Below are 23,089 nucleotides of genomic sequence, written 5' to 3'. Positions count from 1 at the left end.
CCCCGTTCCCCTAAAGGGGACTTGGACACAGCAGCATCCAGATGCAAAAAGTCCGGCTCCGGCCGCCCGGCCTTTAGGGGAACGGGGCGTTAGGGCGTTGATACGAAAAATCAAATTACGAACGACGAAGGTATAAAGGCAATTTTAGTATTGCAATAACTTATTATAATAAGTTTCAGATTAAGCAGATTTTCGTATACTTGTTCACCAACAACCTTTCTCTATGAACGATCGGCCCACCCGCATTCCCCAGTATCAGTACCTCTATGAATCCTTACGCCAGCAGATTATCCGGGGTGATTTCAAATCGGGTGATCTGTTGCCTTCTGAAAAAGACCTCCAGAACCAGTTTCGTCTGACCCAGCCCACCATCCGGCAGGCGCTGGGGCTGTTGGTGCAAGATGGCTACATCCGCAAGCACCAGGGTAAAGGCAGCATTGTGCAGCCCCTGCCCATCGGTTTGGGCGTGATGTCGATTGTTGGGCGGCTGGCCAATACCGCCAACGCGAGCCGCACCGAGCGGATGACCACCGCCATTCTAACCAAACCAAAGCTTCATCCTTTCCCGGACGATTTTCTGTTTACCCCCACCGAAGACGATACGAAAGCCGGATTTTATTTTCTGGAACGACTGCGGGCCGTGGAGGAAGAACCGGTCTTTTTTGAGAAGATCATTCTGCCGAACCGCTATTTACCCGGTTTTTCGCGCCAGCGGCTGGAAAACCGCTCCCTGTTCGATCTTCTTCGCGCCAAATACGGTTTGCTGGTGAAAGGCGGAGAGCAGAAGGTGCTGGCCGTGGCGGCTGATGGCGATCTGGCGCGATTGTTAAGCGTTCCGATCGGCAACCCGGTTTTGCGGCTCGACAAACGGCTCGACACCAACCGGCCCGATTTCAGTTTTTATTCTTCGTTATACGCCCGAACGGATCGGTATATTCTGCACGGAAGGTTCTGAACGTCAGGCTGGCATGACGATTGTGAACGTAGCCCCTTTATCGGGCGCACTGTCCGCCATAATGATGCCGCCGTGGTTTTCCACTATTTTTTTGCAGATCGCCAACCCGATTCCGGTTCCTTCAAAGTCTTTTTTGGCGTGTAGCCGCTGAAAAATGGCGAAGATTTTCGTGGCGTACCGGTTATCGAAGCCAATGCCGTTGTCCGAAACATTCAGCTCCAGATACCGCCGGGCTTTTGTCAGACCCGGTATCGAAATCTCATTGGAGGATAAAAACCGGTGTGAAATTCGAATCAGCGGGGGCGTGTCTTTCCGGGCAAACTTCAGGGCGTTTGTCAGCAGGTTCTGAAATACCTGCCGGAACTGGGCCGCCACCACGGTAACGACCGGCAGCGCATCGGATTCAATGCTGGCATTTGCCTGCTCGATCTGGTATTCCAGCGACTGAAGAACTTCCTCCAGCAGCCGTTGTAAACTCTGTTTTTCGAACGTCTGATCGGACGCGATCAGGGATACCGACAACACATCACCAATCAGTTCGTGCATACGTTGGGCCGCGTCAATGATTTTCGACAAATACATTTGCCCCTCTTCGCTGAGCTGCGTTGACTGACTCATCAGCAGCCGCTCGCCAAAAGTCGTTATTTTCCGCAACGGCTCTTTCAGATCGTGGCTGGCGATGTAGGCAAATTCCTGCAAACTGGCGTTCGACTGTTCGAGTCGGCGGTTTTTCTCCTGCGCCTGCCGCTCGGCTTCCACTTTGTCCGTTATATCCAGCGAGATGTTCAGCACGTGCTCAACGTTCCCTTCGCCATTGCGGTCGAAAATGGTACCGTACGTCTGAAACCACCGGTAGTGTCCATTCCGGTGACGCATCCGGTAGGTAAACTCCGCTATCTGTTCACTTTCGCCCCGTTTTCCGGACGGCCGATTGGCTTTTTCCAACGCCCGGTTATTGTCTTCCACCAATTTGGGCAGGTCGTCGGGATGAAGAATGGTCATTAAGAAACCGGCACCTTCCTCCAGCACCTGCCGGGACGAATAGCCCAGCAATAGTTCAAATCCCTGACTGATAAACAGATACTTCCCGGTATGGATGTTGTACGTCGCAATAATCGCCGGAGCGGTGTCGGTTATTTTCGTATTAAAATGGAGCTGTTCGTTAATACTGGTATTTAACAAACTGATATACTGCGCCATCATCCGGCTTTGCAGTTCGAACGCATACCGGTCCAGTTCCCGGATAATCTGAATAAATACCGACAAATCGGTGGTATAGCGCGGCAAAAAAAACGTCAGAGCCTGTTTCCGAACGTAACTGATGAGGCCCATATCGCTGCTGGCCACCTGGTTCCGGCCAATCATCGGTAGCTGATCCTGCGCCCAGCGCACTACGGTCGCGTTGATGTTGGCAACCGTCCGGTTCTCGATGAACGCAGTCAACAATTGCGTGGTCGTTTTCACCGACAGCGCAAGAAGCTGATCTTCCGACAGGGACTTATAAAAAGCCAGCATCGGAAGATCGACTTCCCGGAAAAGGCGAATAAACTCGGCCGCCAATTCTTCGAGGTGATGTTCCAGGAGGAATTGGGCAAAACCGGGCAGGTATTCGAAATCCAGTTCATCGGAACCGGATTTCAGGCTATTGAAAGGTACCGACAAGGTAGTGGTGTTAGAAAGTACCGATTCTCTAGGTCAGGTCGCGTTCCGAAATCCGTCCGGTTTGCTTGTCCTTCAGGATCACCTTATGACGGCCATCGTGCGTAACCTCTTCTTTGATGAGGTAAAATTCTTCGTCGTAATCCACCAGGGTCGATTCCTGCGTCAGCCCTTCGCGACCGCGCCAAACCGGCAGATTCACTGGCTCCCACTGTTTGGTTTCGGCGGATCGATAGGCGGCATCCAGAATGGCGTTCACCACGTAGCCATCGTAAAACGTTTCCGCCGGTTCGCGCCCCTGGTCGGCCGCATTGAACATGTCCGTGAACATGTGATTATACCCCAGATCGTTCACTTCGTCGCCGACCGGGAACAGCCAGCCGGTGGTGCTTTCGGCTTTTTCGGCCACGTAATCGGCCCCTTTTCCGGTCGTGAACATCTCAAAACCGGTGCGCAGGAAGTTGTTGATCCAGATGGTGCCTTCGGTGCCCATCACTTCGTCGCGCAGGTCCATGCCCCCCCGGAACGTCCAGCTTACTTCAAACTGCCCGATGGCACCATTCTCGTATTTCACCAGCGCAATCGCGTGGTCCTCGGCATCAATGGGTTTCACCTGCGTGGCCGCCCAGCACATTACCTCAACGGGTCGAACGTCCTTGCCGATAAAATTCCGGGCAATCTCGACGCAATGGCAACCGAGGTCGAGCATGCAACCGCCACCAGCCTGCTCCTTGTCCCAAAACCAGTCGCTGTGTGGCCCCGGATGCGTTTCGCGGGATTTGGCCCAGAGAATCCGGCCCAGTGCCCCATTCTTCACACTCTCCAGCGCTTTCAGGAATTTGGGTGTGTAGCAGAGGTCTTCCAGATACCCGGCAAAAATACCGGCTTCTTCCACGGCCTTCATCATCCGCAAAGCCTCGTCGGCATTACGGCCCAGCGGTTTGGTGCTGACCACCGCTTTTTTGTGTTTGGCACACAGCATGACGGCCGCTTCGTGGATGTTGTTAGGCAACGCAATGCACACCATATCGACTTCCGGATTGGCAATCACTGCCTCCATATCCGTTCCCCAGATGGAACAGCCGTAGTCGTTGGCAAATTTTTTAGCACTTTCTTCCCGGCGGGCGTAGATGGCAACCACCCGGTCACGTCCGCGTTGACCGTGGATCGATTCGGCATAAAACCGGCCAATAAAGCCGGAACCCAGCATGGCAATTTTTCGCATGTGTCGAAGGAAATTTAAGCGAATAAATTCAATCCTGTAAAAAATTTAGACAAGTCTAAATCTATTCTCTATATTTGTTAAAATGGTTACAGACGCAATCTACAACTTATTATAAAGAGCCATGTACTGGTTGCCGGTTTATCGACGAAAAATTGCCCGCGTCCTGCTGATCCTCTTCAGCCTGATGATGGTCAATTCGGTGGTTTTCCGGCACGCGCACAAACTGGCCAGCGGGCGGATTATCGTTCATGCCCACCCTTTCAAACCCGTTGGCGACAGTCCTTACCAGCCCAATACGCACACGACCAATGAGTTAGTCTGGCTCGAAAACTTTACCAACGTTCTGTATGACGGCCTGACGCCGTTCGTGTTTGCCTGTGTCGTTCTGAGCGCACCGGCCATCCAGCGGTTTGGGTCGGTTTATTCGTTTCAGAGCGCGTACGTCTTCCCTTACTTTTCCCACCGGGGTCCGCCGGTTGTTGGATGATCGTTTCCTGCTGAATCGCTCCCGGCGATTCTTTTCAATGCCCTGCTGCCAGTAGCGTCGGTGTGTGCCGGTTTATAACCGGTTGAATCATCGCGCATTGACGGCATTCGGGCCTTCACTCCTTCTGATCGATCCCATACACCCATGCTCAAAACGATATACCTATCGGTTCTGTTTATTTTAGGCAGTACCTTTCTTGCCCATGCCCAGTCGACGGCCACCGTCGAAGGCAAAGTAATTTCCAAACAGAAACCGGTCGAACTGGCCACGGTGGCGCTCAAAGGCACCCGGTTCGGCGTTCTGACCGACACGGCGGGGGTATTCCGTCTGACCGGCATTCCGGCGGGTCGCTACCAACTGGTGGTTTCGCTGGTGGGATTTGACAGTTACCAGCGAACCGTCAATGTCACGGCGGGCCAGACCATTCGCCAAACGGTCGACCTGCGCGAAGCCGCCAATACGCTGGGGGAGGTCGTGATTACGGGAACGATGAAAGAAGTTTCCAAGCTAGAAAGCCCCGTTCCGGTGGAGATTTACACGCCGAAATTTTTCCAGAAAAACCCTACCCCTAACATCTACGACGCCCTGCAGACCATTAACGGCGTTCGGCCCCAGTTGAACTGCAATGTCTGCAACACCGGCGACATTCACATCAACGGGCTGGAAGGGCCGTATACGATGGTGCTGCTCGACGGGATGCCGATTGTGAGTTCGCTGTCGACGGTCTACGGTTTATCCGGCATTCCAAATTCGCTGGTGGAGCGGGTCGAGGTGGTGAAAGGCCCGGCGTCGACGCTCTACGGTTCGGAAGCCGTGGCCGGTTTGATCAACATCATCACGAAAAATCCGCTGAAAGCACCGACCGTGACGGCGGATGTCTTCGGGACGAGCTGGCAGGAATACAATGCCGATCTGGGCGTGAAGTACCGGGTTGGCAAAGCCAATTCGCTGATCGGTCTGAACTATTACAATTACCAGAACCCCTACGACAAGAACCACGACGGGTTTACGGACGTGACGCTGCAACACCGGATTTCGGTGTTCAACAAGTGGCAATTCGAACGGAAAGAAAACCGTCAGGCCAGCATTGCCGGACGGTATTTTTATGAAAACCGCTGGGGCGGGCAAACCAACTGGACGCCCGAATTCCGCGGTACCGACAGCCTCTATGCCGAAAGCATTTACACAAAACGACTGGAACTGATTGGTTCTTACCAACTCCCGACGACGGAAAACATCACGCTCCAGTCGTCGTTCAACAGCCACAACCAGAATTCGTATTACGGCACGACCTCCTTCAACGCGACCCAACGGATCTTTTTTGCCCAGTTGCTGTGGACAAAGGAATTTAACAGCCGGGTTAGCCTGCTGGTCGGAACACCCTTCCGTTACACCTTCTACGACGACAACACGCCAGCCACCCGCTCAGCCGATTCGCTGCGCCCTACCAACCAGCCCGACCGGACGGTTTTACCCGGCGTTTTCGTGCAGCCGGAGTTTACGTTCAACGAAAAACATAAACTGTTGCTGGGTTTGCGCTACGACTACAATTCGCGGCACGGCAACATCCTGACGCCCCGGTTTTCGTACAAATGGGCACCCAACCGCGACAACATCATCCGGCTGAATGCCGGAACGGGGTACCGGGTTGTCAACCTGTTTACTGAGGACCACGCAGCCCTGACCGGCGCCCGGCAGGTAGTGGTGCAGGATGAACTCAAACCCGAACGAAGCTGGAATGTGAACCTGAACTACACCAAACAGATTGTATTCGGAAGCGGTTTTCTGGGCATCGATGCCTCGCTGTTTTACACCTATTTTACCAACCGGATCATTGCCGATTACGAAACCGATCCCAACAAGATTTTCTTCGACAACCTGAACGGTCATTCGACCTCCAAGGGCGTCAGTGTAAATTTTGACGCCAATTTTGCGTTCCCGCTGAAAGTCAACGCCGGTTTTACGCTCATGGACGTGTATAAGGTGGAAGACGATGCCGACGGCCAGGCTGTTAAAACACGCCAGCTGCTAACCGAACGCATTACGGGTACCTGGACGGTTTCGTATGATTTCGGACGCGGTTTTTCGACGGATTACACCGGGAATCTCTACGGCCCGATGCGGCTGCCACTGCTGAGCTCCGACGATCCGCGGGCTCTGAATTCGCCGACCTGGAGCATTCAGAACATTCAGTTGACCAAAAAATTCAACAGTGGTTTCGAGATTTACGGCGGCATTAAAAACCTGCTGAATTTTACGCCCCCGGCCAACAGCATTGCCCGCGCCAACGACCCGTTCGACAAGCGCGTCGTGTTCGATCGGAACGGGCAGGTGGTGGCAACGCCCGACAATCCGTACCGGCTGACCTTCGACCCAAACTACGTTTTTGCCCCTAACCAGGGCATCCGCGGTTTTCTGGGCATTCGTTACACGGTGCGCTAGGGACGGTTGCGCTGTGCAACGATTGACGGTTTGATCCTGTCCTTGCCACTGAACCCAAGCGGTTCAAACAATTTAACGGGCCGGATCGTTTTATTGGAAAAATTCTATTTCAATCGCTGGCTTTTTAAATTATTGTATCGAATAATAGAACAATAACAAGAAAGCTCAGTTTTAATGATTTGATAACCATTGCATTACTCATTTTTCCATATAAATTTACAACCGTAAACCAAACACTCTACTCTATATGGCACTTGCAAAACAGTATGTAAAAAGCAAGCCTACAATTTGCAAAGTAACGTTTACGCTGCCTGCTGACGCCGTTAATGGTGCGAAAGCGGTTGCTTTGGTTGGTGATTTTAACGGCTGGGATGCGTCGGCTACGGCTCTGAAGAAACAAAAAGACGGTTCATACAAAACAACGGTTGAACTTCCGGTGGGTCAGGAAACGCAGTTCCGCTATCTGATCGATGGTGAAACCTGGTTGAACGATTCGGAAGCCGATAAGTACATTAGCAGCGGAGTTTCTGCTGACGAGAACTCGGTGGTTGCTTTGTAATTGATTTCCATTTCGTGTCCACAGTCGGATGCGTGTGATAGCCTGATCTCCCGGTCGGGCTATCTTGTTTATCAGGGATCTGACCGTAGTTTTGGGTTTTGGTAGCAGTAGTCAGCCACAACGAACCTTGGCCCGAGCATGAAGAAATACGTCAACAGAGTCCTCCTCTTCCTTTTAAGTGGTTTTTTATACCCGGTTTTCGGGCAGAAAAAACCGATGAATGTGCTGGTTCTTTATTCCGACGATCAGCGGTACAACACGATCCATGCCTTGGGAAATGACGCCATTCAGACGCCCAATCTGGATCGACTCGTCAAAAACGGCGTCGCCTTTACGCGGGCGCAGACGATGGGTGGACTACACGGCGCGCTCTGTGCCCCAAGCCGGGCGATGCTGCACACGGGCCGCTACTTACACAGTTTATACAAAACCGGCGATGTGATTCCCAAAGAACACACCACGCTGCCCGAATACCTCCGAACGAAAGGATACCAAACTTACGCGATTGGCAAATGGCACAACGACAAAGCTTCGTTTTCGAGGAGCTATGAAGGGGGTGCCGCCCTGTTTTTCGGCGGCATGCACCTCCCGGAAAAAGGCGGTCAGGAGCATCCACAGTATGTCAATTTTGATCCCTCCGGGCAATATAAGGAGCCTAACAAAAAGGCCGATCTGTATTCGTCGGAACTGTATGCCAACGAAGCCATTGACTTTCTAACCAACCGAACACCGGAAAACCGCCCTTTTTACTGCTACGTTGCCTTCACGTCACCCCACGACCCGCGCACCCCGCCGGGAGCGTTTCGGAAGTTATACCCGAAAGAACGGATGAAATTGCCCGCTAATTTTCTCCCGCAGCACCCTTTCGACAATGGAGAACTGAATGTGCGCGATGAGAAACTGCTGCCGCGCCCGTTGACTGAAGAGCAGGCGAAAGAGGAACTTGCGCTCTATTACGGCATGATTTCGGAGTTAGATGCCCAGGTTGGCCGGATTCTGGATGTGCTGAAAAAGAACGGTTTACTCGAAACGACACTGATCGTTTTTGCGGGCGACAACGGGCTGGCAGTGGGCAGTCACGGGTTGCTGGGCAAACAGAATCTGTATGAACACAGCATGCGCGTACCGCTGATTATGAGCCATCCGGCCCTACCTCAAAACAGACGCGTCGATGCGCTGGCCTATCTGGCTGATATTTTCCCAACGGTGACGGATTTTCTCGGACTCCCGGTTCCGGCAACGGTTGAAAGTCAGAGTTTGCTCCCCTTTGTCAAAGAAACCAAAAAGCCGGGACGGGAATCGGTTTATTACGCCTACCGGGATTTTCAACGGGCTGTGCGAACCCACGACAACTGGAAACTGATCAAATATAACGTCAACCGGCAGGAAACTACGCAGTTATTCGACCTCAACAAAGACCCCTACGAAGTGAACAACCTGGTGAACAACCCGGTTTTTGCGCAAAAAAAGAAGATGCTGGAAACCCGCCTGATCAGCGAAATGAAGACGTATCACGATTTTCTGGACCTCAGCCAGCCTGATTGGGGGAAGAAACCGTGATTCAACCATCGAATGGCGTGCCAGTCGGTGGACGACTGGCACGCCATGAATACTAAACCGTAAAGCTATCTGACTCGACGTAGGCTTTGATCAAAGCGGTTTCGCCTTCTTTGCCCGGAAAGGCATTGCCGTGTTCCATGCCCCAGATAAAGTCCTTGTTTTCGGCTTTACCTTTTTCGTACACGTGTTTGAAAACATTCTTGTAATTGATTTCGCCCGTCGTTGGCTCCTTCCGGCCCGGATTGTCGCCGATCTGGAAATAGCCGATTTCGCTCCAGCACCAGTCGATGTGCGGAATGATGTGCCCTTCGTTTTTCTGCATGTGGTAGACGTCGAACAGGATTTTGCAGGCCGGGCTGTTGACGGCGCGGCAAATCTCGTAGGTCTGATCGGAAGTGCGTAAAAACAGGTTTGGCGTGTCGCTCAGCGGTTCCAGCACCATCGTCAACCCGTTGGGGGCCAGAATGTCAGATCCCCGGCGCAGGGCGTCGATCACGTGGCCGGTTTGAATGCCGATGGGCAGATTGCGCTGGAAATCACCGGGAACCACCGTCATGAATTTCGCATTCACGCGTTTGGCCACCTCGACGGCTTTTTTGCAGCCATTCAGAAAAATGTCGATGAACTCCTGTTTGCCAGCCGCGAGCGTATTCTGTCCGTTCCCGCCTTTGTCGACCACAAAAACGCCCATTTTCATGCCCAGCCGGGTCATTTCCTTCGCGATTTTCTCCTGCTCCTCCACCGGACGCCCCATCATGCCGTTGTCTTCCAGGGCCGTAAAACCGTTGTCGGCCATGAATTTTAGCTGGTCGATCACATCTTTCCCGGCACTGTTCGTAAACATCCCGAAGTGGGGGGCATATTGTAATTTGAACTTGTTTTTCACCACCGTCTGCGGCTGTACAGCGTTCGTACCCGCCAGGGCAGTGCCGGCAAGCGTTGCACCGACAAGGCCTAACGTTGATTTGACAAAATCGCGTCGTTGAATCATGATAAAGGAAGGTTCTATTTTTTCTTTAAACTCGATAAGTAATCCACTAAATCGACCAGTTCCTGCGTAGACATATTTTCCTGCAAACCGGATGGCATCATCGAAGCATCCATTTGCTTCATGGAAACGACGTCACTCATTTTGTAATCGCTCACCACGCCACCCGGAAATTTCATTTGCAGGTCGGTTTCGGTTTTGCTGGAAATGATCCCGGAAACCGTGCTGCCGTCTTTGAATTTGACCTCAAACCCCTCGTAGCCAAAGCTAACCCCCGCATCGGGATACAAAATAGAAAGGTATTGCCCTTCTTTCGGCAGCTTGCTCCCGATTTCGGACAGTTTGGGGCCAAAATCCATGCCTTCGCTGTTGATCTGGTGGCAAATGGAGCAATTCGTTTTGAAAACCGTCATCCCCCGACCCGCGTCGCCGGTCATGGCCAGCAGATCCGGAATGGCGGGCAGTTTCTTGCCTTCTGCGCCTTTGGCACCGTCGAGGTAACTGGCAGCTTCCGTCCGGACTTTCTTCCGCCAGGTGTTAGCAACACCCTGGACGGCCGCCGTTTTGTATTCCGGTTTAATCTGGCCGGAGCGCAGGAGTGACAGAATCATTTCTTCTCCGTCGTTGCTACCGCCGATGGCGCGGGTGGCCTCTTTCCGCAGCAGCGTCGGGCGTTTCTCGTCCAACGCAATGGTTTTCAGCATCTCAAGCGACTCCTTAGTCCCCACCCAGCGCAGAGCCGACACCATGTTGATGGCGGCTTCCGGGTTGCTGCCATTCAAAATTTCCCAAACCTGCTTCCCACCACCCTGCTTCAGCAATTGGCGGGTGGCATCACGGCCCACAATGTCATTGAACTGTTTCTGACTCAGAGCCAGCAAGCGCGGATTTTCGGCTACGGGTTCATACCGGCTCACCATTTCCATGTATTCGGGCTTGCCGTAGGTTTCGTCCAGCAATTTGGTCAACGACGCCATCGCTTCCGGCGAGTTTTTGACGAAGTTCTGGTCGAGGTGACGCAACGCCAGTTTGGTAATCTGTACATCGTTCGGGTTGCTTTTCAGAATGCTCAGCAAAGCCGTCGATTTTTCGGTAGCTCCCGGATTGAAATCGAAAGCCCGGAAATACCGCAAGCGGCTCGTCAGATCGGTTTTCGAATCACCCGCCAGACTCGCCAGCAACGGAACGGATTCTTTGGTGCGGGCCCGCCAGACGATGTCTTTTCCGGCATCGGTAGCCACCGGATTCGCGCCCGACCGTTTCAGCCAGGCGGCATAATACGTATCCCACTGGCCATCAGCCCCAATGCCGAGCGCTTCCAGATACCAGCGGTCTTTGCCATCATGCTTGGCCGCCAGTTGCGCCCACAAATCCGGTGCTTCGGGCGATGTGTTCCGGCGCAGGGCAATGGCACATTCCCGACGAACCTGCGGATCCATGTCATTCACCAACTGCTTCACATAGGGAATAATGTCGGTTTTCAATTCACGAGCCGCCCGCAAACCGGTGATGCGCAGATTCGGATCGCTTTCTTTCAGCGCGGTTTCAATGTATTTTTTGCCTTTACCGTCCAGCTTGCTCAGCAACCAGAGGGCGCGGGCTTTCATACGCGGATCGGGTGACGTTTTGTAGAGTTTCGCCAGGTCTTTTTCGGCTTTCACACCCAGATCGTGGAGTTTGTTCCAGGCAGCATAACGAATCGCCATGTTCGGGCTTTGCAGCGCTTCAACGGCGCCGGCCGTCGTAGCCAGATCGACTTTCGGTATTTTGTACGGCGTATTCGGTGGGGCCACGCGGTAGACCCGCCCCCGGTTTTGATCCCCCGCCTGGTGACCACCCACACCGGGATCATACCAGTCGGAAATGAGCAGCGAACCGTCGGGTGCGACGCACACATCCGAAGGCCGGAACCACTGGTCACGCACGCCTTCCAGCAGCGGCACGATGGTGGCTTTGTAGCCCGCGCCGTCTTTCGTGACCGGATACGACCGAACGATATTTGGCCCCGCGTCGCAGTGAATCATCTGACCCTGAAACACTTCCGGCAGCAATTTTCCTTCATACAGAATAATACCGGTGGGCGAACCCGCGCCGGTTTGCAGCAAATTCGGCACCACGCCGGGGTCGTTCAGGTGCCAGTGTTGCAGCGGAATGGTGGCTTCCAGGTTGGTGCGGTTCACGCGCCAGCCCGCGCCGGTCATTTCGTCAGTATAGCCGTAATTGCCATACTCCATCACGTAATTGATCCGAACGCCCTTGTTGCCGTCGTCGTCATTGTCCGACTGCCACATGGTTCCGTAGGAATCCAGCGCGACTTCGAAGTTGTTCCGGAAGTTCTGCCCCAGCACTTCCATCTCACTGCCATCCGGGTTGCACCGGAAAACCATGCCCTGGCGGTAATTTTTGGTATCGATTTCCTTGCCGGTCGTGCGGTCAAAAATGGCTTTGCCGTCTTTGTCGCGGATTTGCTTGCCTTCGTTCCCAAAATTGAAATACCACTTGCCATCGGGTCCGAAAACGAAGGAGTGCATTCCGTGGTCGTGGTCGGCACCACTCAGTCCGGTAAACAGCAGTTCTTTTTTATCGGCTTTATCGTCGCCGTTTTCGTCCGTAAACACAAACACATTCGGGCTATCCGACACAATCACCTTGTTGCCCTGCACCCAAACGCCCAGTGGAGAAACCAGTTCCGGCCCTTGATAAAACGTTTTGGTGACATCGGCCTGTCCATCGCCGTTGGTATCTTCCAGAATCAGAATCCGGTCGCCTTCGGGGCGGGTGGGGTTTCCGCTGATGTTGGCGCGGTAATTATACGCTTCGCAAACCCAGACGCGGCCCCGGGCATCGACGTCGATGTTGGTCGGATTCGTCAGCATCGGTTCGGCAGCAAAAAGCTTTGCTTCCAGACCCGGGGCCACGTTCAGACTTCCTACGGCATATTTCGGATCGTGTTTATCGTCGTCTGATAATCCGGCAAATAAGCGGTCGAGGTATTCGCTGGAAGCCTGATTGAGGTTGTCGTTTTGCCAGGCACCGACCAGGACGCCCCCGACGATCAGCCCGGCGGTAGACCAGGCCAAAGCCCGCCGTGACAACCGGAAAAAAGAAGAATAACGAGTTGAGTTCATAAACGCCCCGTAAGGTTTGTGAGGGTTGGAATAAAACGTGTAAATGTAGCAATAAAACCCAACTATTACTTGATAAACTCCCTGATCCCGTCCGTGGCAACGGTTTTCAGATTTCCCGCATCGTCTTTGTAAATGAGATAGGCATCCAGTTCGCGGTGTTGGGCCAGAAACCGCCGGGTTTCGGCCAGTCCCAGCACCAGAAAAGCCGTGGCAAAGGCGTCGGCAGTCATGGCGTCGTTGGCAAAAACCGTGGCACTCAGCAGCGCGTCGGGTTTGGAAAAGCCGGTTTTGGGGTTGATGATGTGACCGAAGGTTTCACCGTTCTGGCGGTAAAAATTGCGGTAATTGCCAGACGTCGCCATCGCCCGGTTGGCTATTTGAACCGACGACTGCAGCCCGCCGGGCCTCACCGGGCTTTCGATCCCGACGTTCCACCATTGCCCGGCGCTGCGTTCACCCCGGCAGCGAACCTCCCCGCCCACTTCCACCAGGTAGTGATCGATACCGTTTGATTCCAGAAAACCCGCCAGCACATCAACGGTGTAGCCCTGCGCCAGCGCGTTGAAATCCAGCCGGACGTTCTTTTTGCGTTTTTTGACCGAAACCGTATCATACGAAATATACTGAAAACCAACGTATTCCAGCAGCGAATCGGTATTGGGCAGCCAGGGTTCGCGGGACTTTTTGCCTTGTTCATAAGCTTCCACCAGCGGTTTTACGGTCGGATCGAAGGCACCGTGGGTAGCCCGATACACGTCGTCGGATTTTTTGAGAACCGGGTAAAAATAAGGCCGCTGAAACCGGTGCGACTCGGAGTGGTTGAACTGCGAAATTTCCGAATCGGGGCGGTAGGTGGAGAGACAAAGATCGATTTCGGTGAGCAGCGAATCGACCGGTTTTTTAAAATTGCGCTGGCGTTCATCGCGGTATTTGATGTGGTAGGTTGTGCCCTGCGCTTCGCCTTCCAGACTAACCATCGGCACCTCCGCAGACCGCTGAAAATCAGTCGATTTCCCCCAAAACGGAACCAGCACGATCAGCCATACCAGTCCTTTCATGCGTTGTTTCGACTATAAATGGTGCTTCGTTTTGTAGGCATTCAGTTGCTCCGTCACGCGTTGATCGTCAATATTCGCACTTTTCAGGTAGATAAACGCTTTTTGAGCCAGGAAATTATTGTCACTTTGCAGCAGGCTGGCAATGATCCGACCGGTTTTCGGGTCCGCTACTTTTTGCTGTTTAAAGAGATCCAGAATATTACTCAGCAACTCGCCGTTGGTCGATTTCAAATTGGTCGCCAATGCGGTTTTCACGGTTTCATTTAAATGCGGAGCTTCTTTGAGTTTCGTAACGATCAGATTTTTAAGGGCGTAATTTATCTTGGGAAATTTCTCAAACAGCAATTGCTGCAACGAATCCGATTTCAGTTCGGCGGGACTCAAGGCGTTGATGGCGCGTTCGGCGAGATTAAACCGGTTGTTATCAATGAAACTCAGGACGGTCGTTCGGAGCGCGGGCGTCAACTCGACCTGCCCGCGAAGGTGGTTCAGTGCCCAGATTTTATCGCCGGAATCCGAGCTTTCCAGCACCTTCAATAGAAAACCGGGCGACAGCCGTTTTTCCGTCAATTTAATCACTTCCTTTTGCGCGGCACCATACACAAAATGCCACATTTTGTAGGTCGTATACACGGCTCCTTCGACCACGTAATCCAGCACATTTTTCGAGGTTGCCGACGAAACCGCATCCAGTCCCGAAGTCGCCAGATCGGCTTTAGGCACCAGTTCCTCGTACGAAAAGTTGGCCAGTGGCGAAAACGGATCGGCCAGCAGGTCGTTCAACCGGGCGTATTCGGCGGGTTTGAACGGTTCGTGTTCTGTCTTGCTCAGAAATTCCCCTTCCGGCAATTCATAGCCCAGATACCGCCCGGTGACGTTCCAGTAGAGCACAATGTCCAGCAACCGGCATTTGTTATCGAAGCAGACACTCGTTTTGATTTTCCGGAAATACGAAACCGGATACCCTTCTTTTGAGCGAATCTGAAACAGGGTATCGTTGCCCGCATCGTCTTTAAACTGACTCACAAACGCCTGAATTGTATCCGGTTTTAGCTGAATCGTTTGCGACTGGAAATAGCGAATTTTGTCCTGCTTCCGGTAAGCCGAAAGCAGGAGTATTGTTAGAATAACCGCGTTGAGTAAACCAATGCTGAACCAATCTCGCATACTAAAATTAACGTAAACTGTGAGATTATTGACCCCGGAGGGGTCCGATGTTACTAGCAAATCGGTATTTATTTTAAGAGATTCAGGCGTACCGGAGGTACGCGATATAGGCTTAGTTGCGTACCTCCGGCACGCCTGGAGTGCTCACAATACCGGTTTGCTAGTAACATTACGTGCCGCTGGCACTTAAACAACTGGTAGGCAAGGGCATCATCCCATAGTTCGCGTTAAAACTACCCTTTTTGAGCCGAAACCGGCACGATTCCGCCGTGTTCTTCAAGCAGTTTCCGGAGGTCTTTCATCGACACCTCCAGGGGCGTTTTGTTCTGCAAATTGGCCAAAACCGCAGCGGCACCAGCGGCCTGGCCCATGCCCATGCAGGAGGCCTGCACCCGTAGCGCCGAATTCGCCAGCCGGTCGCTGCTCACCATCCGCCCGGCCACCAGAAAATTCCGGCTGTTTTTCGGCACCAGCGCCCGCAGCGGCACCGTCGGCACCACGCCTTCTTTTAAATGATCGGGAACCACGCCGTTTTCGTCGTGGACGTCGATGGGATAATACGAATACGAAACCGCATCATCGAATACTTTCCCGGTGACGTAATCTTCGTGCGTAATTTTGTAATGGCCGTCGATGCGGTAGGTTTCCCGCACGGCAGTTTCGTTCTGCACATCTGCCAGCCGGATTTTTTCACAGCCGGGCAGCGTTCGCAGAAACCGCAGCGTCGTTAACAGCGACGATCGCCCTTTTAAATTCGCCACGGTATGGGTTTCGGAAGTCGTGGAATCGGCTCCCATCACGTGCTGGATGTTGTCCCCGGCACTTTTCAACAGGCCCACAATGTTGTTCCGAAAGTCGGTTTTGACGAGTTCGCCCTTCTGGATCGCTTCTTCATACCGGCCCTTGATCAGCTTTAAATCCAGCGATTTAAAATCATAGCCTTCCAGCCGGAACATCAGCGTTCCGGGCTGCGTGACCGATTCCCGTAGCAACGGAAAACCGGCCAGCGAAGCCGCGTAGGCATTCCCGGTGCAATCGATCAACTGGTTGCAAATGATTTGCGTGCTGGTTCCCTTCCCCACGGTTTGAACGGTCCAGTTTCCTTTCTGAAACGTCGCGCTGGTGGGGGTTTCATAAAACCGGATTTGTACACCCGCGGCAACGGCTTTTTCCTCGATCAACATCGCATATAACTGCCCGTTTAGCCGCACCTGATGGCGGGGGTGGTTTTTGCCGTGGGGAATCGAGAAATCCGGCAAGGTATCGTCGTTCAGGGCGACGGCTTCCTGCACCATTTCCCAGCCGATGCCGCCGATGACCTGTTTGCCCCAGGCAAAAAAGATTCCCGGATAATTCACCCCGCCGGTGGTCGTTGTGCCGCCCAACTGACTGCCGTTTTCGACCAGGATGGTTTTGCGTCCGGCCCGGGCCGCCTGAATGGCCGCCACCACGCCCGCCGTGCCGCCCCCGATCACCAGGATGTCGGTTTTCAGCGTCTGCTGAACCAGTTTGTAAGGCTCGCTCAGCCGTTCGCCTTTCGATAAGGTCGGTACGGCCATCCCGAATGACAGTGCGCCGAGCGAGGTTAAAGCCGATCTTCTTTTTATTTTTTCCATAATTATACAGTTTACGGTTTTCAGTTTTCGGTTTACGGTGGCTGACGCATGCTTGCTGACGCACCAAACAAGACGCGTCAGCAAGCATGCGTCAGCCACCGTAAACCGAAAACCGGTTGTCAATACCCCAAATTCTGATCTGTCGCCGGGTTCAGGGCTTTGTTGTAATTCATTTCCGAAACCGGGATGGGCCACAGCAAGTGTTTGTCGGCGACGACTTTGCCTTTAGCCGCCAGAATCACAGCTTTGGCGGTTCCGGTTCGTTTGAGATCCAGCCAGCGTTTTCCTTCCAGTTGGAACTCATAACTCCGCTCTTTTAAAACCAGATCGACGAACGTCGCAGCGTTGTAATCGGCCAGTTTGAAATCCACTGTCGACGCCACGGCGGGGGCTTTGCCGAACGCCCGGCGATGCACCTGATTCAGGGCTTCCATGCCAGCGGCCGTGGGACCATTGCCCGCTTTGGCCGAAGCCTCGGCGTAGATCAACAGCACGTCCGAATAGCCATACACCGGATCATCGTTTCCGGCTCCGTTTTGTCCCACCGCAGCCTGGTCGATAAACTTCGAACTCACGAGTGTGTTGGCCCCCAAACCGAAGTTGATCAGGTCCCACATACTCTTGCGGAGATCACCGGCATCCCAGGATTTGTAATAGGCACTGGTCACATCGACATAAATCACATACGCGCCCCCGAAGTTGAATAATTTTGTATCCGGGTGGTTGCTGATCCAGAGCATGTAATTCCCCTGGCCAACCTGGCGCATGTATTTCAGATAAAAAATCTCCTCCGATGTCGACACCAGATCCGGCCCAAACACCTTGGTTTGGAAGTCATTTTTGGTGGCCACCGGCACCAGCGAAAACAGGCTGGATTTCATCACTTCTTCGGCTTTGTCGCGGGCTTCGGCAAATTTCCCGAGTTGCAGATTGACATCCGCCAGCATCGTTTTAGCCGCCCACTTCGTCGGTCGGCCCACCTGCGCCGGTTTTTCCGGCAGGTTGGTTTCAGCCTCTTTCAAATCACTCAGAATCAAGGCATACACCTCATCGGCGGTGCTTCTTTTCAGGTTGATATCGGTCATGTTGCCTTCCGTCCGAATCGGAACACCGCCCCAGTTGCGTACCAGTTGGAAGTAATTGAACGCCCGCAGAAACTTCGCTTCAGCGACGAATTTATCCACATCGGCTTTGCTGATCGCCGTGCCGGTGGGGGCATTTTTAATCACCAGATTCGCGTTCCGAATGCTGAGGTAAAACGAATTCCAGAAACCGGACACCCGCGAAATGTTGGCGTCGTTGAAGCCCTGAAATTCGTGCAACGGAGCCCAGCTTCCGCGCCCGGAGGCATAGTCGGCCTGGCATTCGAGCGTCGCTTCGTAATTGGAATACATGGTGCTCCGAAGGGGTGAAAAAATGGCGTTCACCGCCGTTTCAACATCGCTGGCCGTGTTAAAAAACGTTTCGACCACAATGGATTTGGGGGCTTCCACCAGCGCGTCTTCGCAGGCCGTCAGAAGCAGGGGTATCGAGAGGAGAAGGAGTATCTTTTTCATAGTTTCAATTGCGATTGAGTAATTGAGTGATTGAGTGAAACAATTGGGCGAGCCTGGAGGCTAACAATAGTGCTGATCTTTTCACTCAATTACTCATTCGCTCAATCACTCAATAATTTTAAAACCCTACCCGCACGCCGACGGTGACGGATTTTGAGGATGGATAACTGTTGAAATCAAAGCCCTGGTTGGTCGAGTTGGCTCCGCCGTTGGAGTTCACTTCGGGGTCCCACCACGAGTAATTGGTCAGTGTCAGCAAATTCTGTCCGCTGGCATACAATTGCGCGTTCCGAATCCAGTTGACACCCCAGGTTTGCAGCGGCAGGTTGTAGGCGAGTTGGATGGTCTTCAGCCGCAGGTAGGAACCGTCTTCGATGTAGCGGTTCGACACACTCGTCCGGCTGGAATTGCTGATGATCGGGTATTTTGCATTCGGATTGGTGGGCGACCAGTGGTTATAAAAAACCTCCTTCGGCATGTTGAGGCCAAACCCGTAGTCCATCGTATTGACAATCGCGCTGGCGTTGAACAGGTCGTTGCCCTGAACACCTTGCAGGAAAATGGTCAGATCGAAGTTTTTGTAGCTCATGGCCGAGTTGACGCCGAACGTAAACGTGGGATTCGGGTCGCCGATGTAGGTTTTGTCCTTGATGCTGATGGCCCCGTCACCGTCGAGATCCTTGAACTTGATTTTGCCTTTGTCATCGTAGCCCTCTTCCACATAGCCCCAGTACCGCCCGATGGGTTGGCCTTCGCGCAGGATGTTCGTCACATCGTTGATCGCAACAACACTGACGGTTCCGCCCAGAATGTCCTCGCCCCCCTGCAACTTCACCACTTTGTTGCGGTTCAGGGAAAAGTTGGCATTCAGATCCCACCTGAACGTCCCGGTAAGAATCCGCGAATCGACGCCCAGTTCGAAGCCCTTGTTCTGCACCTGTCCCACGTTCTGAATCGTGCTGGTAAAGCCCAGCGACGACGGCAGGACGACAGTATTGAGCAAATCTCGGGTGTTTTTAATGTAGTAATCGAGCGTAAACGTCACCCGGTTTTTCAGAATCCCCAGATCGATTCCGACGTCTTTTTGTTCCGTCGTTTCCCATTTCAGGTTTCCTGGCAGGCGCGTGCCGGGCGCAAACGTGTTGTATAACGCATTGTCATACACGGTTTTGCCCGACGAAAGCTGGTTTAGTGTGGCATACGCCCCAATAGCCTGGCTACCGGTCAGGCCCCAACTCGCCCGGAATTTCAGGTCCGAGATGAATGTATTTTCTTTCAGGAAATCCTCGTTGGAGACACGCCAGGCAAAAGCCGCCGACGGAAAAAAGCCCCACTTGTTGCCTTCGCTGTATTTGGACGAACCATCGCGCCGAAAGCTGGCCGTCAGTAAATACTTCCCATCGAAACCGTAATTGACGCGCGCCAGATACGAGAGCAAAACCGACTTGGAATACCCGGAATTGGGAATACCCGGGGTGATGGAGGCACTCAGGTCATAGGTGCCAAAAATATCGCTCAGAAAACCGTTCCCGCCCGCAGACAGGGACGTACTGACAAAATCCTGATAGGTAAACCCGGCAACGGCCGACACGGAATGTTTTTGGAAGCTTTTGGTGTAGCTGATCGTATTTTCACTCAACAGGCTGGTAATCTGATTCGTACTGACATTGGCAACACCCGCCGAGTTGACAAAATTGCGGGTGCGGTACGAATCCGTGCGGTCATCGCGGTTTTCGATACCGCCCGCAATCTTGATGGTCAGATCGGGAATGGGGCGAAAAATCAAAGCCGCATTCACCAGCGCCAGGTTCGCCCTGATCTGGTCGGATTGTTCGTTGATAAAATTCAGCGGATTGATCAAATCCGTTGCGACAAAGGGATACGAAGTGGCCAACACGCGATACGTGCCGTCATCCTTGTAGGGTGTCAGCGTCGGCGGAGCCGAAATCGCCCCCGAAATCATCGAGTTGCCGCGGCTCCCTCCCCCACTGTCTTTGCGCCCGGTGTTCAGGCGGGTCAGTGTGCTGGAGAGGTTGAAACTGAACTTCTTGCTGATCTCGTGATTGACATTAGCGCGCAGCGAATACCGTTTGTAATCGCTGCCTTTGACAATACCATCCTGGTTGAACACACTGCCCGACACCGAAAACTGGGTTTTCTCATTGCCCCCGCTGATGTTCAGCGCCGAGGTGATCATGGGTGCTTTCTGGAAAACCAGATCCTGCCAGTCGAACCCCTCGCCAAAACCGTCGATCTGCGCCTGTGTGAAGTAAGGGGATAATTTATCGTTGAGAGCCTGTTCGTTGTAGAACATTGCGTATTCTTTCGCGTTCATCAGATCCAGTTTTTTGATCAGCTTCTGGCTGGTGTAACTGGTTTCGAAATCGACGTTGGTTTTGCCGGTTTTTCCGCGTTTGGTGGTGATGATCACGACGCCGTTGGCACCCCGCGAACCATAAATGGCCGTGGCTGAGGCATCTTTCAGAATCTCGATGCTTTCAATATCGGAGTTGTTGAGGGCCGTCGGGTTGCTGCCCGAAATCGGAAAACCGTCCACGACATACAGCGGCTCGTTGCTGCCCTGAATGGAATTGGTGCCCCGAATCCGAACGCTGACACCGGCTCCGGGCGCGCCGGTATTCTGCAAAACCTGCACCCCGGCCGCCCGGCCCGACAACGCCTGCAACACATTGCTGTTCGGAAAAGCGTTCAGTTCCTTGGCTTTGACCTGCGAGAGCGAACCGGTCAGATCGCTTTTTTTGACGGTTCCGTAGCCCACCACCACCACTTCCTCCAGGCTTTTGGTATCGACTTTCAGATCAACCGCCAGATCCGAGCGGTTTCCAATCGCAACTTCCTGGCTTAAATAACCCACGAACGAAAAAACCAGGGTGGTGGCCTCATTCGGCACGTTGAGTTTAAACCGCCCATCGGCGTCGGTGCTGGTTCCGCGCGTCGTGTTTTTGACCACCACACTCACGCCCGGCAAGCCTTCGCCTTTTTCGTCGGTCACTTTTCCGGTAATCGCCCGGTCGAGCGGTTTTTCCGTTTCGGACTGGGTACTTTTCGGTGAAAACCCGGGATTGATGGCGGGCGAAACCGGCGGTTTGCTGAGCAGAATCTGCTTCCGGCCCACGACTTCATACGACACGGCGGCATTGCGAAAAAGCTGATCCAGTACGCTGGACAAAGGCTGGTTGGTGACGTTGAGCGACACCCGGCGGTCGGCCTGAATCTGCTGCGGGATGTACGAAAACGTCACCTTCGCCACCTTTTCGATTCGGGATAAAACGACGCTAATTTCCTTGTTCTCAATCGACAGCGTAACGGGTTGTTCCAGCAGCGCCTGCGCCCGGACGGTTTTGGCGTAGGTCACCCCCACGACCAGAAACGTACAAATCAGTTGGGTAAACGTGATACGCATAAGGGTAAGGACGAATGCGTGAGAGATTCGAGGTAATTTCATACCTTTGGATGTTTTTGTTTGAGGATTTAGGCAAAGACAAAGAAGCCCTGCACATCTGAAAAGATGCGTCGGAACACGATCCGGCGGCTGGAGCTTGATCCGGTCGGTGATGCTTGGACCCATCACCGACCTTCTTTTTTTGAGTTGCGTTAGAATTACATCATTCCTTTCGGGTTAAGTGTGAAACGGTTTGGTTACTGGCAACCCGGACCGGAGATGACGATCTGGGCGTCGATCACTTTGTAGCTGGCTCCCAGCAGTTTACAGATGATGTTTAGTTTGTCGTATAGGTCTTCCTGCTCCAGCGAGGTTGTAATGAAGCAGTTACTCATCACCTCCTCGTCGTACACGACATCGACGCCGTACGTTTTTTCGATGGCCGTCATCAGCACCGAAATCGGCGCGTTCTGAAACGTAAAGGTGGGGAGTTCGGCTTTCTGAACCAGCACGACCGGTTTTTCCACCAGCGTTTTCACCAGCCGGTGCTCCAGATCCAGGTAGGTCACCTGCTGATTGGGCGTCAGGACAACGCCAATGGTTTCGGGGTCGGATTTGGTTTTAGCCGCCGTCGCCAGTGTGGGGGAATACACCGACACGCGCCCCGTCCGCACCGAAACCGTAATGTTGCGGTTGGCCGCATTGGCCTTAATCCGGAAACTGGTTCCTAACACTTTGGTTATCAAATCATTTGAATACACCAGAAACGGCTGGTGCGGATTTTTCTGCACCTCGAAAAATGCTTCGCCCGTCAGGGTAACTTCCCGGTTCTGGCCGGTGAACGTGGCCGGATACCGGATTTTGCTGCCGGGCTCCAGGGTTACTATGCTCTTGTCACTCAGGGTGATTCGCTTGGGAAGGGCCGAGGTGTTGGTCTTCTCAACAAAGGACGGTTTTGCATCCGAAACTTCGAACGCTTGTGTCGGTACGCTCGTCGTTTTCCAAATCTGAAAATACCAGCCGAGTCCCAACAATACGGCCAAAGCCGCAGCGGCTGCCCAGTAAGGCCGGAAATGAAGTGGACGGGCCGGTTTGGATTTCAGCGTCCGCTGGCTCAGATCCTGCCAGTTTCGGGCCAGCAGTTGGTTCTTTTCATCGGCTGTGGCCGGCAAGTCCACCTCTGCATCCAATGACGCATACCACTGGTCGATCAGCGCCCGCTCTTCGTCGGAGCAGTCGCCGTTCAGGTATTTAGCCAGCAATTCCTGGTATTTTGCGCTATCCAT

General features: G+C 53.3%; 15 protein-coding genes. 5 read left to right on the top strand and 10 right to left on the bottom strand.

The genetic code is table 11. The annotated features are described in order from the left end of the window. The first annotated feature begins 223 nt into the window (after positions 1–223). On the top strand, positions 224–955 hold the full coding sequence (locus F0P93_RS28250; protein WP_150881160.1) for a GntR family transcriptional regulator: 732 nt from the start codon (positions 224–226) through the stop codon (positions 953–955). A 3-nt stretch (positions 956–958) separates the two neighbouring features. On the opposite strand, the gene F0P93_RS28245 is transcribed toward F0P93_RS28250, so the two are convergent. Next, the gene (locus F0P93_RS28245) at positions 959–2,617 is read right to left on the bottom strand and encodes a sensor histidine kinase (RefSeq protein WP_150881159.1); all 1,659 of its coding nucleotides are present in this window, start codon (positions 2,615–2,617) and stop codon (positions 959–961) included. A gap of 28 nt (positions 2,618–2,645) precedes the next feature. Next, positions 2,646–3,839, bottom strand: coding sequence for a Gfo/Idh/MocA family protein (locus tag F0P93_RS28240; RefSeq protein ID WP_150881158.1), 1,194 nt, complete (start codon positions 3,837–3,839; stop codon positions 2,646–2,648). 121 nt (positions 3,840–3,960) lie between these two features. Here F0P93_RS28240 and F0P93_RS28235 point away from each other — a divergent pair, with 121 nt between their 5' ends. The 4 genes from F0P93_RS28235 (at position 3,961) to F0P93_RS28220 (ending at position 8,887) form a co-directional block, all read left to right on the top strand. After that, the gene (locus F0P93_RS28235) at positions 3,961–4,326 is read left to right on the top strand and encodes a DUF8478 family putative metalloprotein (protein WP_150881157.1); all 366 of its coding nucleotides are present in this window, start codon (positions 3,961–3,963) and stop codon (positions 4,324–4,326) included. Positions 4,327–4,470: 144 nt separating this feature from the next. Further along, positions 4,471–6,768: a TonB-dependent receptor gene (locus F0P93_RS28230; protein ID WP_150881156.1), complete on the top strand. Its 2,298-nt coding sequence runs from the start codon at positions 4,471–4,473 to the stop codon at positions 6,766–6,768. 247 nt (positions 6,769–7,015) lie between these two features. Further along, positions 7,016–7,327 carry an isoamylase early set domain-containing protein gene (locus tag F0P93_RS28225; RefSeq protein WP_150881155.1) on the top strand — a complete coding sequence of 104 codons (312 nt, stop codon included), beginning with the start codon at positions 7,016–7,018 and terminating at the stop codon, positions 7,325–7,327. 138 nt (positions 7,328–7,465) lie between these two features. After that, positions 7,466–8,887, top strand: a complete 1,422-nt coding sequence (locus F0P93_RS28220) for a sulfatase family protein (protein WP_150881154.1) — start codon at positions 7,466–7,468, stop codon at positions 8,885–8,887. A gap of 52 nt (positions 8,888–8,939) precedes the next feature. Here F0P93_RS28220 and F0P93_RS28215 read toward each other — a convergent pair whose 3' ends face one another. The 8 genes from F0P93_RS28215 to F0P93_RS28180 all read right to left on the bottom strand — a co-directional run bounded on the left by F0P93_RS28215 (position 8,940) and on the right by F0P93_RS28180 (position 23,089). After that, positions 8,940–9,875: a hydroxypyruvate isomerase family protein gene (locus tag F0P93_RS28215; protein ID WP_150881217.1), complete on the bottom strand. Its 936-nt coding sequence runs from the start codon at positions 9,873–9,875 to the stop codon at positions 8,940–8,942. 17 nt (positions 9,876–9,892) lie between these two features. After that, positions 9,893–13,003 carry a PVC-type heme-binding CxxCH protein gene (locus F0P93_RS28210; protein WP_150881153.1) on the bottom strand — a complete coding sequence of 1,037 codons (3,111 nt, stop codon included), beginning with the start codon at positions 13,001–13,003 and terminating at the stop codon, positions 9,893–9,895. Between the two features lie 65 nt (positions 13,004–13,068). Then, positions 13,069–14,061, bottom strand: coding sequence for an FAD:protein FMN transferase (locus F0P93_RS28205; protein ID WP_150881152.1), 993 nt, complete (start codon positions 14,059–14,061; stop codon positions 13,069–13,071). A 12-nt stretch (positions 14,062–14,073) separates the two neighbouring features. Beyond that, positions 14,074–15,228 carry a hypothetical protein gene (locus F0P93_RS28200; RefSeq protein ID WP_150881151.1) on the bottom strand — a complete coding sequence of 385 codons (1,155 nt, stop codon included), beginning with the start codon at positions 15,226–15,228 and terminating at the stop codon, positions 14,074–14,076. 233 nt (positions 15,229–15,461) lie between these two features. Further along, on the bottom strand, positions 15,462–16,844 hold the full coding sequence (locus F0P93_RS28195; RefSeq protein WP_150881150.1) for an FAD-dependent oxidoreductase: 1,383 nt from the start codon (positions 16,842–16,844) through the stop codon (positions 15,462–15,464). A gap of 119 nt (positions 16,845–16,963) precedes the next feature. Beyond that, entirely contained in the window at positions 16,964–18,400 is a 1,437-nt protein-coding gene (locus F0P93_RS28190) for a RagB/SusD family nutrient uptake outer membrane protein (protein WP_150881149.1), read from the bottom strand. A 118-nt stretch (positions 18,401–18,518) separates the two neighbouring features. Then, on the bottom strand, positions 18,519–21,824 hold the full coding sequence (locus tag F0P93_RS28185; protein ID WP_150881148.1) for a TonB-dependent receptor: 3,306 nt from the start codon (positions 21,822–21,824) through the stop codon (positions 18,519–18,521). A 236-nt stretch (positions 21,825–22,060) separates the two neighbouring features. Beyond that, positions 22,061–23,089: a FecR family protein gene (locus F0P93_RS28180; RefSeq protein WP_150881147.1), complete on the bottom strand. Its 1,029-nt coding sequence runs from the start codon at positions 23,087–23,089 to the stop codon at positions 22,061–22,063.

Source organism: Larkinella humicola, assembly GCF_008727875.1.
GTDB classification, from domain to species: domain Bacteria; phylum Bacteroidota; class Bacteroidia; order Cytophagales; family Spirosomataceae; genus Larkinella; species Larkinella humicola.
Note: the sequence above shows the minus strand (reverse complement) of the source record. Positions and strands in the feature narration are given on the sequence as shown.